Annotated in this window: 17 protein-coding genes; 15 read left to right on the top strand and 2 right to left on the bottom strand. The window is 35.3% G+C overall.

Going from position 1 to position 15,002, the window contains the following annotated elements; all coding sequences use genetic code 11:
• Positions 1-141: 141 nt before the first annotated feature.
• The 12 genes from J3U71_RS01160 to J3U71_RS01105 all read left to right on the top strand — a co-directional run bounded on the left by J3U71_RS01160 (position 142) and on the right by J3U71_RS01105 (position 10,257).
• Entirely contained in the window at positions 142-1,155 is a 1,014-nt protein-coding gene (locus tag J3U71_RS01160; RefSeq protein WP_267392371.1) for an SIS domain-containing protein, read from the top strand.
• Between the two features lie 145 nt (positions 1,156-1,300).
• Positions 1,301-1,720: a PTS sugar transporter subunit IIA gene (locus tag J3U71_RS01155; protein ID WP_267392370.1), complete on the top strand. Its 420-nt coding sequence runs from the start codon at positions 1,301-1,303 to the stop codon at positions 1,718-1,720.
• 10 nt (positions 1,721-1,730) lie between these two features.
• Entirely contained in the window at positions 1,731-2,201 is a 471-nt protein-coding gene (locus tag J3U71_RS01150; protein ID WP_220268447.1) for a PTS sugar transporter subunit IIB, read from the top strand.
• Between the two features lie 17 nt (positions 2,202-2,218).
• Positions 2,219-3,004, top strand: a complete 786-nt coding sequence (locus tag J3U71_RS01145) for a PTS mannose/fructose/sorbose/N-acetylgalactosamine transporter subunit IIC (protein ID WP_220268446.1) — start codon at positions 2,219-2,221, stop codon at positions 3,002-3,004.
• Entirely contained in the window at positions 2,994-3,821 is an 828-nt protein-coding gene (locus tag J3U71_RS01140) for a PTS system mannose/fructose/sorbose family transporter subunit IID (protein ID WP_220268445.1), read from the top strand. The genes J3U71_RS01145 and J3U71_RS01140 overlap by 11 nt, the downstream gene beginning before the upstream one ends.
• A gap of 18 nt (positions 3,822-3,839) precedes the next feature.
• A complete protein-coding gene (locus J3U71_RS01135) occupies positions 3,840-4,838 on the top strand; it encodes an SIS domain-containing protein (protein ID WP_267392368.1) in 999 nt (332 codons plus the stop codon).
• A 10-nt stretch (positions 4,839-4,848) separates the two neighbouring features.
• Positions 4,849-5,712 carry a PfkB family carbohydrate kinase gene (locus J3U71_RS01130; RefSeq protein WP_220268443.1) on the top strand — a complete coding sequence of 288 codons (864 nt, stop codon included), beginning with the start codon at positions 4,849-4,851 and terminating at the stop codon, positions 5,710-5,712.
• Between the two features lie 578 nt (positions 5,713-6,290).
• A complete protein-coding gene (locus J3U71_RS01125; RefSeq protein WP_267392366.1) occupies positions 6,291-6,776 on the top strand; it encodes a PTS system mannose/fructose/N-acetylgalactosamine-transporter subunit IIB in 486 nt (161 codons plus the stop codon).
• Positions 6,777-6,778: 2 nt separating this feature from the next.
• A complete protein-coding gene (locus J3U71_RS01120) occupies positions 6,779-7,564 on the top strand; it encodes a PTS mannose/fructose/sorbose/N-acetylgalactosamine transporter subunit IIC (protein ID WP_258562387.1) in 786 nt (261 codons plus the stop codon).
• On the top strand, positions 7,554-8,387 hold the full coding sequence (locus J3U71_RS01115) for a PTS system mannose/fructose/sorbose family transporter subunit IID (RefSeq protein ID WP_220268441.1): 834 nt from the start codon (positions 7,554-7,556) through the stop codon (positions 8,385-8,387). Before J3U71_RS01120 ends, J3U71_RS01115 begins: the two co-directional genes overlap by 11 nt.
• Positions 8,388-8,421: 34 nt before the next feature.
• Positions 8,422-9,513, top strand: a complete 1,092-nt coding sequence (locus J3U71_RS01110; RefSeq protein ID WP_220268440.1) for an SIS domain-containing protein — start codon at positions 8,422-8,424, stop codon at positions 9,511-9,513.
• 30 nt (positions 9,514-9,543) lie between these two features.
• Positions 9,544-10,257: a GntR family transcriptional regulator gene (locus J3U71_RS01105; protein WP_220268439.1), complete on the top strand. Its 714-nt coding sequence runs from the start codon at positions 9,544-9,546 to the stop codon at positions 10,255-10,257.
• A 166-nt stretch (positions 10,258-10,423) separates the two neighbouring features.
• On the opposite strand, the gene J3U71_RS01100 is transcribed toward J3U71_RS01105, so the two are convergent.
• Positions 10,424-11,839, bottom strand: coding sequence for a C69 family dipeptidase (locus tag J3U71_RS01100; protein WP_267392364.1), 1,416 nt, complete (start codon positions 11,837-11,839; stop codon positions 10,424-10,426).
• 208 nt (positions 11,840-12,047) lie between these two features.
• Here J3U71_RS01100 and J3U71_RS01095 point away from each other — a divergent pair, with 208 nt between their 5' ends.
• Both J3U71_RS01095 and J3U71_RS01090 read left to right on the top strand, forming a co-directional pair.
• The gene (locus J3U71_RS01095; RefSeq protein WP_267392363.1) at positions 12,048-12,263 is read left to right on the top strand and encodes a helix-turn-helix transcriptional regulator; all 216 of its coding nucleotides are present in this window, start codon (positions 12,048-12,050) and stop codon (positions 12,261-12,263) included.
• Positions 12,247-12,720 (top strand): hypothetical protein, encoded by a 474-nt coding sequence (locus J3U71_RS01090; RefSeq protein ID WP_267392362.1) that lies wholly within the window; start codon positions 12,247-12,249, stop codon positions 12,718-12,720. The genes J3U71_RS01095 and J3U71_RS01090 overlap by 17 nt, the downstream gene beginning before the upstream one ends.
• Before the next feature lie 85 nt (positions 12,721-12,805).
• Here J3U71_RS01090 and J3U71_RS01085 read toward each other — a convergent pair whose 3' ends face one another.
• Positions 12,806-13,825 carry a hypothetical protein gene (locus tag J3U71_RS01085; RefSeq protein WP_267392361.1) on the bottom strand — a complete coding sequence of 340 codons (1,020 nt, stop codon included), beginning with the start codon at positions 13,823-13,825 and terminating at the stop codon, positions 12,806-12,808.
• Positions 13,826-14,015: 190 nt separating this feature from the next.
• On the opposite strand from J3U71_RS01085, the gene J3U71_RS01080 reads away from it, so the two are divergent.
• On the top strand, positions 14,016-14,933 hold the full coding sequence (locus J3U71_RS01080) for a phosphotransferase (RefSeq protein WP_267392360.1): 918 nt from the start codon (positions 14,016-14,018) through the stop codon (positions 14,931-14,933).
• Positions 14,934-15,002: the final 69 nt, after the last annotated feature.

Here is a 15,002-nt window from a genome sequence, read left to right as displayed (position 1 = left end):
CTTCCAAATATATGTAATCGCTTACTAGAATAATATTACCTTTGGTAAAATAAAATGTCAAATAAATATTGACACTTTGTAATAAACAGTGTTAATGTTAAATCGTAAAATATAACCAAAGGTAATTTTTAGGAGGTAAAAATGTTTAATTTTGATGAACAAAGATTTTTGGATACGCAAAAAGGAGCAATAAATAAAAAAGATAGTATCAATCAAATAATTGATACAGTTCTTCCAGACACGGATAATATTTTCTTTATTGGCTCAGGTGGAGTGGGTATTTTGTTTGATTCAACTATTGAATTTGCCCGCACTAGAAGTAATTTCCCATTCCATAGGATCTTAGCTGCTGAATTTATTGCGGCACCAAGTAAAATGCTTTCGCGAAACTCTCTAGTTGTTATACCTTCTTTATCTGGAACAACTAAAGAAACCTTAGAGCTAGTTGATTTTTGTCGAAAGCAAAATGTTAAAACCTTGGCTTTGGTGGGTAGCCCTGAAACACCGCTTGAGCAAAAAGCAACCTATTCCGTTTATAACGATGTTTTAGATGATACTAGTTCTGAAAGCTATTACTTACAGGGAATATTGATTGTTTTACGAGTAATGCTTAAAAAGGGCGAAATAACACAAGCAAAATATGACTCATATTTGAACGAATTCAAGAAGCTTCCACAAGAATTAATAAAGGTAAAGAAGCAGGCCGAACCAATGGCCCAGAAATTTGCCGACAAATTCCAAGATACTAATTACCATATTATTACAGGTGCTGGGGACAGTTTCACAGAGGCTTACTATTATGGCATGTGTATTTTGGAAGAAATGCAGTGGATTAAAACTAGACCAGTTCAAGCAGCAGACTTTTTCCATGGAACATTGGAACTGGTTGAAAAGGGTGTAAGTGTGCTTGTTCTTGAAGGAGAAGACTATTCAAGACCAATAGTTGAAAGAGTCAAGCGCTTTTTACCGCAAGTTACAGATACAATTACAATTTTTGATACAAAAGACTACCAAATGGATATTTCTCCAGAAACTAAAAAGATTATCTCACCAATTGTTTTAGCTACAATTTTAGAACGAGTAAGTGCATATCTTTCGGATAAGCGAAAGCATCCACTCACTGTTAGACGCTATTACAAACGAATCCCGTATTAAAATCAGATAAATTCCGGTTTTAAGCAATTAGCTGATTAACTAATTGCTTAAATAAATCTTCAAAATAGCGATACCACTTAATAGTTGCACTTTTTGCAATGATTATTAAGAAAAAGAATTTAAAAAGAAGGAGTACAGGTAGAAGATGAAAATCTTATGTATGAGTCACGGAACGATGGCACAAGGTGTTGTCCAATCAGCAAAAATGATTGTTGGTGATGTTCAATTTCTTGAATACATTAATGCTTATGTTGATCAAGAAACAAATATTGATCACCAAATAAAAACGTTTTTAAAGCAAAATAACAACCAAACTATCATAGTTTGCACCGATCTTTTTGGTGGGAGTGTAAATAACTGCTGGATGAAATATTTGGACAGTGAAAAAAATCTTTATTTAATTGCTGGTTTGTCTTTGCCACTAATCATTGAATTAGTTTTGAAAATTGAACAAAAATCAGGTGAGAATATCAATGATATCATTACTAGTTCAATTAAAAATGCCAAAAAGAGCTTGACGTTTTGTAACAAACTAGATTTTCACCTGACACACGAAGAGTTTTGAGGAGATTGAAATGATTGTTGCAATGAGAGTCGATCATCGTCTTGTGCATGGTCAAGTAGCTTTTTCATGGGTCACGGCAATTAATGCAAACTGTATTTTAGCTGCTAATGACGATGCGGCTCACAATGAAATACAAATGACGGCCTTACAGTTAGCCGCCCCACAAGGAGTAAAAGTTGTTGTAAAAACTATAGCTGAATCAATCCAACAAATAAATTCAGGAGTGACGGACAAATATCGACTTTTAATAGTTGTCAAAAATGTGCAAGATGCTTGGCACCTGATTTCTGAATGTAAGCAAATAAAAGAGCTTAATGTTGCTGGCACTAATAAAACTGATAACTCGGAGCAGGTTACTTCAGCCGTCTATTTGACTGCAAAAGATAAGCAGGAATTAAAGATGCTTTCTGCTAGTGGCGTAAGAGTTTTCTCACAAATGGTACCTAGTGATAAAAGCATTGATTTGATTAAGAAATTATAAAATGAAGGAAGTCAAATATGAATATTCTTACACAAGCAGTATTACTTGCTGTGGTTACGGCAATTATTCCAGTTGATTGGCTAACTGGCACAAGTAATATTTCGAGACCGCTTGTAACAGGGGCTTTAACCGGACTAGTTATGGGCGATTTAAAAACTGGAATAATAATGGGGGCAACAATTGAGTTGGCATTTATAGGTGCAATTACAATTGGTGCTTCAAGGCCGCCCGATGTAATTGCTGGAGGTGTTTTAGGTACTGCTTTTGCAATTTCTACTGGTAAGGGAGCAGGTTTTGCAATTACTTTAGCCTTCCCAGTTGCAGCCCTTTATTTAATCATTGATAATTTACTGACAATTTTAGTTTTGCCTATTTTTTTAAAAAAAGGCGATGAATATGCTGAACAAGGTGATTCTAGGCACTTAAATCGAATGAATATCTATGGCTTTATTACAGTAAAGAGTTTACCAAGGGCTATTTTTGTCGGCTTAGCTTTTTACTTAGGTGGACCGGTTATGACCAACTTATTGAATTTAATACCAGACTTTGTGCAAAATGGTATTAATGTTGCAGCTGGAATTATGCCTGCATTAGGCTTTGCACTATTGCTACAAATGATTTTGAAAAAGAATGTTGCAATTTACTTTGTGCTTGGGTTTGCTCTTTACAGCTATCTAAAGATTCCTATTTTAGGCATTTCGATTTTCGCATTTTGTTTGATGTACATTATTCTACATTTAGAAACAAGAATTGATCATAGCCAGACTAAAATTAATCAGGGAGGAAACGATAATGAGTTCTGAAGAGGCAAATAAGGCAATTACCAGATCTGATTTAAAAGGCATCTTTTGGCGTTCACTGACTTTGGAGGCATCATGGAATTTTGAACGTCAGCAGAATATGGCTTATAGCTATTCTATGAATAAGGTACTCAATAAGCTTTATCCTGAAAAAAAACAACGTAGTGAAGCATTAAAAAGACATATGGCATTTTTTAATTGTTCACCCCCACTTTCTACCATTGTCATGGGGATAACGGCAGCGATGGAGGAAGAGAATGCTAACCATCCAGATGATTTTGATCCTGAATCAATTAATAATGTCAAAGCGGCACTAATGGGACCATTATCTGGCATCGGTGATTCCTTCTTTTGGGGAACATTGAGAATTTTAGCCACTGGTTTAGGAACATCTTTTGCTCTGAAAGGCAGTGTTTTAGGACCAATCTTATTTTTACTTGTCTACAATATTCCTGCCTTAATTGTTCGCTGGTTTGGCTTAGTTAAGGGCTATGATTTAGGAGCTTCAATGTTGAAAAATGCTCAATCTACTGGTCTACTTAAGAAATTTTCTTACGGTGCTTCAATTTTAGGCTTGATGGTCATTGGTGGCATGTCTGCCAGTATGGTAACAATAACTGTTGCTGGTAAATTGGGTCAAGGTAATGATGCACAAACTTGGAATAGTATGATTAACGGTATTTTACCAAATTTATTGCCGTTAGCCTGTGTCTTATTTATTTATTGGCTGCTTAAAAAGAAGGTTTCAACAATTGCCATTCTGACAGGGATATTTGTATTTGGAATTTTAATGGCTTATTTAGGCATTTTAAAACCTTAAATATGGAAAGGAAAACTAATGATAAAATTTGATGCTGAAAAATTCATTCATGAGGGTGAAAAAGTTTATAATTTACGTGACAAAATTGAAGCAATTGCTATCCAGCTTTTTAATGATGGCATAAAAAATATTTTCTTTACCGCCTCAGGTGGATCTAATGCTGTTATGCAACCCTTTTATTATTGGATGGAAAGCAAATCTAATATCCCAAGCTACTTAACGACAGCTGCTGATTTGTTAGCTTCGGGTAATAAAAAGATCCAAAAGGATAGTCTAGTTGTTTTACTTTCAAAATCTGGTGATACAAAGGAAACAGTTGCAATTGCTAAAAAGATGGAGAAATTGGGAATTAGAACTGTCTCTTTTGTTAATAAAGATAATACTCCATTACAAAGACATTCAACATACACTGTTAATACTTTCGGATACCATCCACAAGAAATGGCATTTTACTTCTTTATTGGAAAAATAATGGCAAAAAAAGGTGAATTTTTGGAATATGATAATTTTGCTAAAGAGCTTAAATATTTGCCTGCAGACATGAATGACGTTGCAAAACAAGTTGATGAACAAGCTAAACAATTCGCTGAACGTTATCAAAATGCAGGTTATCAAATCTGGATTGGCTCAGGTGATTTATGGGGGACAACTTACTGTTACTCAATGTGCGTCTTGGAAGAATCGCAGTGGCTGAGGACCAAATCAGTCAGTTCACCTGAATTCTTTCATGGTACCTTTGAATTAGTGGAGAAAAATGTCCCAGTGATTTTACTCGAATCTGAAGGTAATACCCGTCCTTTAGACGAACGAGTTGCTGCTTTTGCTAAGAAATATACTAACGAATTTACTGTATTTGACATGAAAAGCTTTCCATTAACCCATATTTCAAAACAATTCAGGGCATTGGTGGAACCAGCCGTGATGTGGGCGGCTTTGCGCCGAGTAAGTATTCATCTTGAAAAAATTAGAAATCATCCACTGACTAAAAGACGTTATTACCGCGTTGTTGAATATTAAGGTTAAACTTATGCCAAAAAAATATGTTGTAGGCCTAGGAGACAATGTGGTCGATTACTATCAAAATCAAAATATTAAATATCCTGGAGGAAATGCAGTAAATTTTGCAGTATTTGCTCCTAAGGAACTAGTTAAAGCTTATTATGTTGGCAGTGTAGCTGATGATCAAGATGGCGATTTAATCCTTGCAAGTCTAAAAAAGCACCAAGTTGATACTACTTTTTGCAATCGAATTGATGGTAAAACAGAAAAAACGATTGTCAATCTAGTTGATGGTGATCGCCAATTTGTAAGCAGCGTTAAGGGACCACGTAAATTACCAGAATTAACCGAGCAAAAATTGGCTAAACTTTTAACCTCGGCCTTAGTTGTCTACAGTGCTTGTCATGCCAATGCTGAAAAAGAATTAGGACAAATTCACCGACACGGAATCACAACTGCTTTTGATTTTTCAGAAATGGCTAAATACCATACTAATGAATATTTAGGAAGAGTAGCAAAGAATGTTGACATAGCACAGTTTTCTTTGGCCGAAGCCCAAGCTACTGAAGTAACAAGAATTCTGCACCTTTGTAAGGAACAAAAAACAAAGTTAGTTTTATTTACTAATGGCGCTAAGCCCTCATTGTTGGTTGACTGTCAAAATAACCGAAAATATATTGGAAATGTAATACCTATCTCACATCCGGTTGACACAATGGGAGCTGGTGACACTTTCTTTGCTAATTTAGTGACGTATTTACTTACTGAGAATAGTTGTCTTCGGAATCTTTCTGAACAGACTTGCCAAAGAGCCCTGAATAAGGCTGCTATAGCAGCTGCTAAAACCATTAAGCAATCAGGCTCATTTGGCTGCGGTGCAAGAATCGACTAATGTCATAAAATTTATTTATCCAACTTTTAGAGCTCACTACATTATGAGGCAATGCAGTTAACTTATCTATTTTACACTAAAGTGACTGATTCATACTATATGGATAGTCTACTAAAAATAATAAAATATAAATAATTTATCATAGTTGCATTAGTCTTAATACATCTGGGGTCTTATTCACAAATGTTGATGAGTGTCCCTTGTTGTTAGACGTAGTCAAAGAAAAACATATTCTGACAAAATTAAATAAAATCATGGGAGTATGGGTGGAAGAGATATTTTTTGGTAATTCAGTTGTCTATTTACTCACGAAAGCTAAAAATTAAATAATTTGTGAGTAGTTAAAATAATAAGAGTCTAAATAATGTTACACTGGTTACTGCTAAAACGGCCAGATGAAAAGGATCTTTAGATCTATTAAATTTTGTTTTTAAATAACCCTCTAGATTGATTTTAATTCAATCTAGAGGGTTTTATATCATATAATTAAATAAATATTAATTAAATATTGCAAAAATATTTTAAATATGTATAATATGTTTCGAAAGGTATTATTTAAAAGTTGGGAGGAAAATGTTTTGATTGTAGCAATGCATATGGATGATCGGCTTGTACATGGTCAAGTTGTTATGACTTGGCTTCCGAGGGTACAGGCTAACGTGGTTTTAGTAGCGAATAATGCCGTTTATAACGATAAAATTCGTCGGAGTACTATGAAGCTTGCTGTACCAAGCAGTACCAAAATAGGTTTTAGAACAATCGCGGGAGCTATTCAATTTTTAAATAATCCGCAAAATAGTTCTTATCGCGTTATGGTCTTAACCAATAATCCCTTGGATGCAGAAAAGATTTGCAAGCAAGTGAATGGGATTGAAAAGATTACTGTTGGTGGTATTCGAAAAAATGCACCAATGATTCGTGATAATTTAAATTTAACATTGGAGGACATTGATTCTTTTAAGAGAATCATTTCTAAGGGAATAAAGGTTGGTATGCAACCGACGCCTAACCATAAATTTGAAGATCTGTCAGATACTTTTAATTGTACTAGGAATAAACAATAAGTATGTTTGAGAAGAAAGGGGAGACTATGATTCAGTCATTCTTAGTTGCGTTAATTGCAGGAATTGGTCATATTGATGAAAGACTTTTTGGTATGACCATGATGGAAAGACCACTTGTAATTTGTACGCTTGTAGGATTAGTTTATGGAAATGTTAAAACAGGTCTAATTTTAGGAGCTCAAATTGAACTTCTTTCGATGGGTATTGTAGGAATTGGAGCCAATGCTGCACCACCAGATGTTATTTTAGGAGGTGCACTTAGTACTGCATTAGTATTGCAGTCACATACTGACCCTAAAATTGCGCTTGCTTTGGTAATGCCGATTGCTGCCTTTGCGATGGCCACAAAATATATTACTTACGTGCCTTTAAATCAAATCTTAAGTCAAAAGTCATTGAAAGCTGCTGGCAGAGGCGACACTAAAACTATGGAAAGAAATCAATGGTTGGGTTTATTTAATTACTTTATTTTCCCATTCTTGATTGCATTGGTAGCTATGCTTTTAGGAGCACCAGTATTCAAATCTCTAGTGAAATTTATTCCAGATTGGCTCACTGGTGGATTTGCTTTAGCAGCTGGTGTTTTACCGGCATTAGGTTTTGCGCTGCTCATGCAACTGACCTTTACCAAAAAATTTGCTCCATACCTATTTTTGGGTTTCATCTTGGTTGCATTCTTTAAGCTTACTAATATAGGAGTAGCAATGGTTGGTGCAGTAATTGCAGCATTAATATTATTATCTAACAGCGGTGGAGTCGAAGGGAATAAAGCAGACAATGAAATCTAAAGCAGAAATTTTTAAAGGAAAAAAATTAACTAGAAAAGACTTAATGTCAGTATTTTGGCGCGCTTTCTTGTTGCCAGCCTGTTATAGCATGGACCGAATGCAGGCGCCTGGATTCGCATATTCAATTATTCCGGTGTTAAAAAAGCTTTATCCTGATAAAAGGGAGTTGAGTAAAGCTTTGACCAGAGAGTCTGAGGTCTATAATACTACTTATGCTATGTCGCCTTTTATACTAGGAATTACTGCTTCCATGGAGGAAGAAGCAGCTACCAATTCCAGCTTTTTCATCTCAACTATTAATAATATTAAAGTTGCTTTGATGGGGCCAATGGCAGGAATTGGAGACACATTTTTCTGGGGAACATTTAGAGTTATTGCAGCCGGTGTCGGAACTAGTTTGGCTTTAAAAGGAAATATCCTTGGACCAATATTATTTTTGATTTTATACAACATCCCTCATTTTTTGACTAGGTATTATGGCCTGTTTCTTGGCTATGATTTGGGAACTAAAGCAATTGACTCCCTATCTACTGGTAACGGATTTCAAAAAGCAACTAATGCTGCTTCCGTCATGGGATTGACAGTGATAGGTGGTATGATAGCTTCAATGGTTAGTATCAATTTTGCTTATGTTTTTAAGTCGGGCAAAACTGTTTTGAATCTACAAAGTATTGTTGATCAAATATGTCCGGATTTATTGCCATTAGCAGTTACATTCTTCATATACTGGTTACTGCAAAAAAAGCATGTAAAAACTTCCTGGATTATGATCGGCTGTTTTGTCTTCGGAATAATTTTTAAATATTTCGGAATTTTTAAGTAAATACTGCTATTAAACAGGGGAGAGGATAATAAAATTGAAAACTTGGACTATGATTGATTATGTTGATGAAACAGAAGATACTCTTAATAAAATAATTTCCATAAGAGAACAATTGTATGAAAATTTTGCACAAACTTATGCGGTTAATACGAATAAATACCGCAATATATATTTGATTGGCTCTGGTACTTCCTTTAATTCATGTATAACGGCACAACCTTTTATGGAAAAAATCTTGAAAAAGCACACAATTCCAGTTAACTCATATAATTTTGCTCATTATGAACAATTGGCAACAAATGATGATTTGATCATTGCTATTACTCAAGAAGGTGAGAGTACTAATACAATTGCGGCCTTAAAAAGAGCAAATGGCTTAAATTGTGATAATTTCGTAATTACTGAAGACCGGGTTAATTCATGTTCACAAATAGCGCAAAACAAGATTATTCTAGCCTGCGGCTTTGAGCACATTGGGCCAAAAACTAAAGGCTATAGTGCATCTATTCTTACTTTTTATTTAATTGCGCTTGAAGCAGCTAAAAAAGCTGGACAACTGACCGTTAAAGAATATGATGAATATATTAGCCGTTTAGAAAAAACGGTCAACAATTTAAGCAAAATCATTAAAGAGAGTAAGAATTGGTTTGAAGAAAACTCAGCTGATTTGAAAAACTGCCATCACGCATACTTATTGGGTTATGGCAATAACAAAGGTACAATTATGGAAGGAGCACTAAAATCTTTAGAAACTGTCAGAGATTATTTCCAGCCTTTTGAAGTAGAAGAATTTTTACACGGTCCTATTGCTTCAATGCATAAAGAAACATATACTATTACTATAGCACCGGTAAATTATGGCTATGAAAGAGCTAATAAGCTTTTCAAAGCCTTAAATGAACAAACGGATCATGCATATTCCATTGGTAGGCAAGAAGGAGTATTTTCTAAGCATGTATTAAAAGGATCATTTATAAACGATAAAGATTTCTGTCCATTGGAATATTGTATACCGGTACAATTATTTGCTTTTTTACTTTATACTAGTCAAGATAAGGACCTTAATATTAGGAATTATCCGAATACAAAAGATATTTTAGCAACTAAAGCAAATAACGTTAAGTGATTGTAAAAGGTGAAGTCGGTTTTCAAAAGAATGAAAGCAAAAAATACTTTATATTACCAAGTAATGTTGAAACTAAAGCAAAAAATACAAGATGGTGAATATCCAATCAATTCAAAACTTCCTATCGAAAGTGAATTACAAGATGAATTTGGGGTCAGTCGAGTAACTTTAAGAAAGGCAATCAATCAACTTGCAACAGAAGGACTAATCGAAAAAATTCAAGGTAATGGCAGCTATGTCAGGAAACCTGGAAAAGTAAAAAAACTTCTGCGGCTTAATTCTGTGGAAGGATTCTCTTACACGGCTAAAAAGAATGGTTTTTTACCTTCATCCAAGATAATCAATTTTTCCAAAATTATTCCATCACGCAGAATTCAAAATATTTTTTGCTTAAATTCTTCAACTTGTTTAAATATTAAAAGGGTTCTATTTCTTGACGAACAACCAGTAATTGTTGATGATAGTTATATTTTGGCACCATTCTATGAATTTCTTCAACAAAAAGATATCGAAATATCTTTATATAAGGCATTAAAAAAGAATCCACTTATTAAAAAACTAAGTCCTCAAGAAACTTTAATCAGCGCAACTGAAGCTAATAAAGAATTATCTGATTTACTAATTAAACCGTTTGGCTGTTCATTAATAAAAATTGACAATGTACTTAATAATCAGGATGGTAAGGTAGTACAGTGCAGCGAAGAATTTGTGGATCCCGATGTTTATCAAATAAGAATTAGGTAGTTGATTAAATATATTAGTAAAAAACAGAAATTAAAATTTAAAAGCTATAGTGTTAATTCTATAAAAACTTACATTTAATTTTCTAAAATAAGCAATATAAAAGGCTCAGTAACGTTACTTTATGTTATTGAGCCTTTTTAAATTCTCTTTAAAGCTTGACCAGTGATTAATCCAATAAATCAAACTTCAACGTAGCTAAGTTGTGTCCTTCGTTAACCATGTTGCCGAGCAGTTCAATTGTGTTGTTGTATACTTGATCGGCCATCTTTTGGTTAGCTTCGGTTAGAGCCTCTTCGACTGCTTTACCTGAAAGACCAGCAACTTTTTTATCAGTTTCATGTTGAATGAAGTGGCATTGAGCCAATGATTTTTGCTCAAAATCATTTTCTAATTCGCCGTAAACTTTAAAGTTAGTGTCACCAAGTTGAGCAGTCAGCTTGTTTAACCAGAAAATCTTGTTCAAGTCAAACTTAGGACCGGTTTGGAAGCTAGCTGGTGTGTCATTAACGTTGGTGTAGAATGGGACAAAACTGTTAAAGGTATTTGGACCAAAGCAAAGCCATTGCACACCGGCAATTTCTTCTGGCACGTCGTTTCTAACTTGTAAAATATGTGTTTCAAAGTTACGGTTCAAGGCAATTGGCCGGTAAGTTTTCTTTTGTTCAGGGGTACCTTGGTCGCCATATGGATCAAATGGGGTATCTTGGTAGTGTGAACTTTCAACAAAGCAAATGTCCTCGATGCTGATCTTGCGGTTAGCATGGCAAATGAATGGTTGATCCTGATCGCTAGGCTTGCCGCCAAATTCAGGATCAAAATAATTGTGAACAAACCAAGCACGTGGATTGTTGTAATGTGCGTCCTTGATGGTAGAACTACCAAAGATGTGGCGCATGTTGTAGCCTTCACGGTCAGGGTTTAAATGGTACTCGTCAATTAGACCCTCGAGTTTGTCATCAGCCATAAAACCGTCTTGACCAAAATGGAATTCATCAATGTTCAAGCGGTTAGGAGCAACAACATATGCATCATCAGGAATCCGGCGAGCAATCCAGTGGTGGCCACCAATTGTTTCAAGGTACCAAATTTCATCGTGATCAGCAAAAGCCATCCCGTTCATTTCGTAGGTACCATATTTTTCTAGCAAGTAGCCGATACGCTTAACACCGTCAAGTGCGCTATGGATATAAGGCAAGGTTAGGGTAACAAAATCTTCTTCGCCCAGTCCGCCTTCACTAATTAGTGGATCAATTCCCTGAATGCGGGAATTGGTTGTAATTGTTTCAGTCGCGGTCATCGCAATGTTATCGGAGTTGATTCCGGCTGCTGCCCAAATACCACTTTCACCAGAAACGTCCGGTGCGCTGGTATAACGCATAGGAGTTTCAGCTAAATCCTCATCATCAATTTTTTGGTGACTGATGACACTTTCATAGTGCTTAGGTTGTTTTTCAGGAGTAACTAGTTCGAAGCCCTCAGGGATAATTTCGCGTCCGCCATCTTCACTTCTGGCAATCATTGCTGAGCCATCAATTGAAGCATTTTTACCGACAAGAATTGTCGTACATTCAGCTTTTTTCATTTAATCTGTCCTTTCAAATTTACTTAACCTATATTGTATTAAAAAAAGTAGTGAGTTGGCAAAGAAATACGTAATCTTAAGCCTAAATTATTCATTCACCCCACTTGGTTAAAGTTTTCTTATCCAAAAGGCTGCTTTACTTACTTGCTAATTGATGTCAAACATGTTTTACTAAAAGTGTCAAACAAGTTTGACAAGGAGAAGAAACGTGAAAAATAAAATTGCCAAGCTGCGCAAACAGCAGCGCTATTCACAGGCCCAACTTGCGCAGGCAGCAAATGTAACGCGGCAAACGATTAATGCAATTGAAAATGATAAGTATGATCCGTCCCTCGGTTTGGCCTTTGAACTGGCTAAGATTTTAGACGTGACGGTCGATGAATTGTTTTGTCCGGGAGAAAAAGAAAATGAAAAAGATGATTAACACTAAAAAGAACATCATTGTGAGTGCTGCAATCGAAACTTTCGTTTTGGCTTTGTTTGTTTTGGAGGCCTGCTTAAGTAATATCTCTATTTCTGACCAATTAGTGATGATTGTGCTCTTTAGTTTATGCTTGATCATTTCAAGCATGAGACAGGCAAAGTACAAAATCAAACAGGTAAAAATTCTGGATTGGAAAAGCGACGGTTATCCGATTGACTTGTCTCATAATGATGAGCGTGAATGGAGTTTGATGCTGCGCGCGCATTATATCGCTAATCGGATGACTGCAGTATTACTGGTTGTGCTATTAGCTCTATTAACGGTGATTAATAAATTGCCTTCACAAAAAATTGTTCTGCCTGTTTCGGCTAATGTCTTAGGTATTCTGCTAATTACAATCACGATCTTAGTTAATGAGTGGGCTTATGCCTTTGCTTATTGCTATATGGACCGCTAACAGTTAGCTTTTTGACCAAATAAAAAACCTGAAGGGAAAATTTCAGGTTTACTAAGTTAAATACCTTTTAGGTAAAACTCCGCTTTTAATACCTAAACTTTAATTTTTTAAAATTTGCAATACCAGACAAAATTAAACTGATAGAAAGAAAAATCAATCCAATCGTCGTCAATTTAGTTTTTTCTATTAGATTAGTGTCAGTTTGCGGTAATCTGTTGCCATATGTAAGTGTATACTGCTTATTAGTAGTAGGTTCAAAATGTTGTTCGTTTTCTCTAATTGTAGTCATGGATTGAATAGGTGCTTTACGCAACTTGGCATTTTGACCGTCTATATCATTATTTTTATTGTTAGAATCGGAGTTAGCTTTTTCAGACTGAATTTGCTCACTAGGATTAGCTAGGTCATTAGTATTCTTTGGCGCATTAGATTGAGAATTTGGTGCTTGAATTGTTTTAGAGGTGGCAGGTGATAAGTTAACAGCGCGAAGAGGGCTGCTGTCATTAGTGGCTTTTTGATTAGCGGCAAAGCCTTGCTGATAAGGTTGGCTTTCTTGTGCTGGATGAGGGATATTTGTTTCAGCTTGTTTCCCGGTATTTGCGGCACTATATCCGTCAAGTAAGTCCTGGGACGAATTAGCAGCAGCTTGCTTTATTTGATTAGTGTTGCTAATTTGTTTTTGCAATAAATGAAGTTGATGATAGATCCGCTTGAACTGCTTGTTAGTCGTGCGCAGTTTCTTTTGTAAACTAGCGATTTGTTCTGCTCGCTTTTTCTTATCCGCATCATTAGTTTCGGTTTTAACCCGCTCCAGGTTGGCCTTAAGGGCTGTTATTTTATGACGCACTTTTTTTAATTGTTTTTGATACTTTGTTTGTTGCGCTAACAAATGATTAATAGTATCCTTTTTTTGGCTAGTTTGCAAGTCCGGTTTTGCTTGCCCAAGTTCGTGTTCATGCGGTGCTAATTCACTAAAATTACTATCAGATACTTGCGCGGCCATAACAATAGTCGCACTATTCAGTACAAAAACTAATAGGGTGGTAGTTAGGGTAAAAATAATGGCCATGATAATGCGCATTCCTGTAACCTCTTTTTTATCCATCTTAACTTCCTTTCATTTGGCTAAATAGCAATACCTTTTCACTTGTATTATAAAACTAATCAGATTAATTTTACTAAATTATGCTTATAAGTATATTTAAATCTCATTATAGGATAGCTTAGCAAAATAAGTCTTGTATGTACCAAAATTTGCCTAAATGAAAAAATAATTTACGATTCAGGGTGATATTATGAAAACAAAACAGATTATCCAAGCCAAATTAGAGGCTGAGCTAAGTCAAATTACGCATCAATCATTAAATAGTACATTTGTTGGTTATAGTAAAAAATTACAAGAACAAGTATTTGTTAAAGTATTTCCAAATAAAAGCAAGTTTATTACCGAAAAGGCGGTCAACCAACAGCTATACCAACACCGAGTTCTAACTAGTTTTACGATTACCGCTGCACAGCAATTGTATGTTTTAGTGATGAAAGATTTAGCTCCAATTGACTTAAAACTGCCGGTAACGGTTGAACTGGCTCATGTAATGGGAGTCAAACTGGCAGAATTTCACCAGAAGGTAAAACCGTTTGCGGGAATTTATCCTAATAATAATTTGTTTGCAAAAGCTGAGTACGATATTGCGCAGTTGCAGGAATCAACCATTAAAACACGGTTGCAGTTGCTTTTACGGGACCTTTCATCATTGCAACCTACTATTGAGTCAGATTTATTTAACTATTCAACTACTGTTCTTCATGGTGATGTAGGTGTTCGTAATTACAAAATAATTAACGGTAAACCGAATTTGATTGATTTTGAACGCGCACGAATGGGCGTGAATTACCAAGACTTTATCAAACTGTTTTACCAAGATTTTGGCTTAAACAAAGAGCTGATTACTTCTTTTGTTAACGGTTATAAATCTTTGGGTGAGACGGTAATGGCAAGTCCTAGTACGCAGGTATTTTTACTTTTGCTTACTGCTATTGGCATTATGAGCTATATTGCCAAAATTTCTGATCCTCCTTTTCAACGTGTTGGTGAAAAGATGCTTGATACGGTAGAACTCTTTTTAAAACGAATGAATTCATCGAGTAACATACCTATTAATGAAGCAAATAGTTCAATTCCTGAACTAATCGTATTGATTCCTAGGGATTAGCCCTATTTTTTAAGAAAAGAAAAACACCTTCGCATTGTCGAAGATGTTTTTGCGTAAACAAATCATATT

Origin of the sequence: Lactobacillus sp. B4015 (assembly GCF_026536055.1) — a bacterium.
Classification (GTDB): Bacteria; Bacillota; Bacilli; order Lactobacillales; family Lactobacillaceae; genus Lactobacillus; species Lactobacillus panisapium.
This window is presented reverse-complemented; position numbering and strand designations above follow the sequence as displayed.

What these genes read in the sequence shown, in the direction of transcription:
- J3U71_RS01150 (WP_220268447.1), top strand. Translation starts at nt 1,731, where the DNA reads ATGATTGTTGCAATGAGAGTCGATCATCGTCTTGTGCATGGTCAAGTA.
- J3U71_RS01115 (WP_220268441.1), top strand. Translation starts at nt 7,554, where the DNA reads ATGAAATCTAAAGCAGAAATTTTTAAAGGAAAAAAATTAACTAGAAAA.
- J3U71_RS01090 (WP_267392362.1), top strand. Translation starts at nt 12,247, where the DNA reads ATGAAAAAGATGATTAACACTAAAAAGAACATCATTGTGAGTGCTGCA.
- J3U71_RS01105 (WP_220268439.1), top strand. Translation starts at nt 9,544, where the DNA reads ATGAAAGCAAAAAATACTTTATATTACCAAGTAATGTTGAAACTAAAG.
- J3U71_RS01135 (WP_267392368.1), top strand. Translation starts at nt 3,840, where the DNA reads ATGATAAAATTTGATGCTGAAAAATTCATTCATGAGGGTGAAAAAGTT.
- J3U71_RS01160 (WP_267392371.1), top strand. Translation starts at nt 142, where the DNA reads ATGTTTAATTTTGATGAACAAAGATTTTTGGATACGCAAAAAGGAGCA.
- J3U71_RS01145 (WP_220268446.1), top strand. Translation starts at nt 2,219, where the DNA reads ATGAATATTCTTACACAAGCAGTATTACTTGCTGTGGTTACGGCAATT.
- J3U71_RS01130 (WP_220268443.1), top strand. Translation starts at nt 4,849, where the DNA reads ATGCCAAAAAAATATGTTGTAGGCCTAGGAGACAATGTGGTCGATTAC.
- J3U71_RS01140 (WP_220268445.1), top strand. Translation starts at nt 2,994, where the DNA reads ATGAGTTCTGAAGAGGCAAATAAGGCAATTACCAGATCTGATTTAAAA.
- J3U71_RS01120 (WP_258562387.1), top strand. Translation starts at nt 6,779, where the DNA reads ATGTTTGAGAAGAAAGGGGAGACTATGATTCAGTCATTCTTAGTTGCG.
- J3U71_RS01080 (WP_267392360.1), top strand. Translation starts at nt 14,016, where the DNA reads ATGAAAACAAAACAGATTATCCAAGCCAAATTAGAGGCTGAGCTAAGT.
- J3U71_RS01155 (WP_267392370.1), top strand. Translation starts at nt 1,301, where the DNA reads ATGAAAATCTTATGTATGAGTCACGGAACGATGGCACAAGGTGTTGTC.
- J3U71_RS01100 (WP_267392364.1), bottom strand. Translation starts at nt 11,839, where the DNA reads ATGAAAAAAGCTGAATGTACGACAATTCTTGTCGGTAAAAATGCTTCA.
- J3U71_RS01085 (WP_267392361.1), bottom strand. Translation starts at nt 13,825, where the DNA reads ATGGATAAAAAAGAGGTTACAGGAATGCGCATTATCATGGCCATTATT.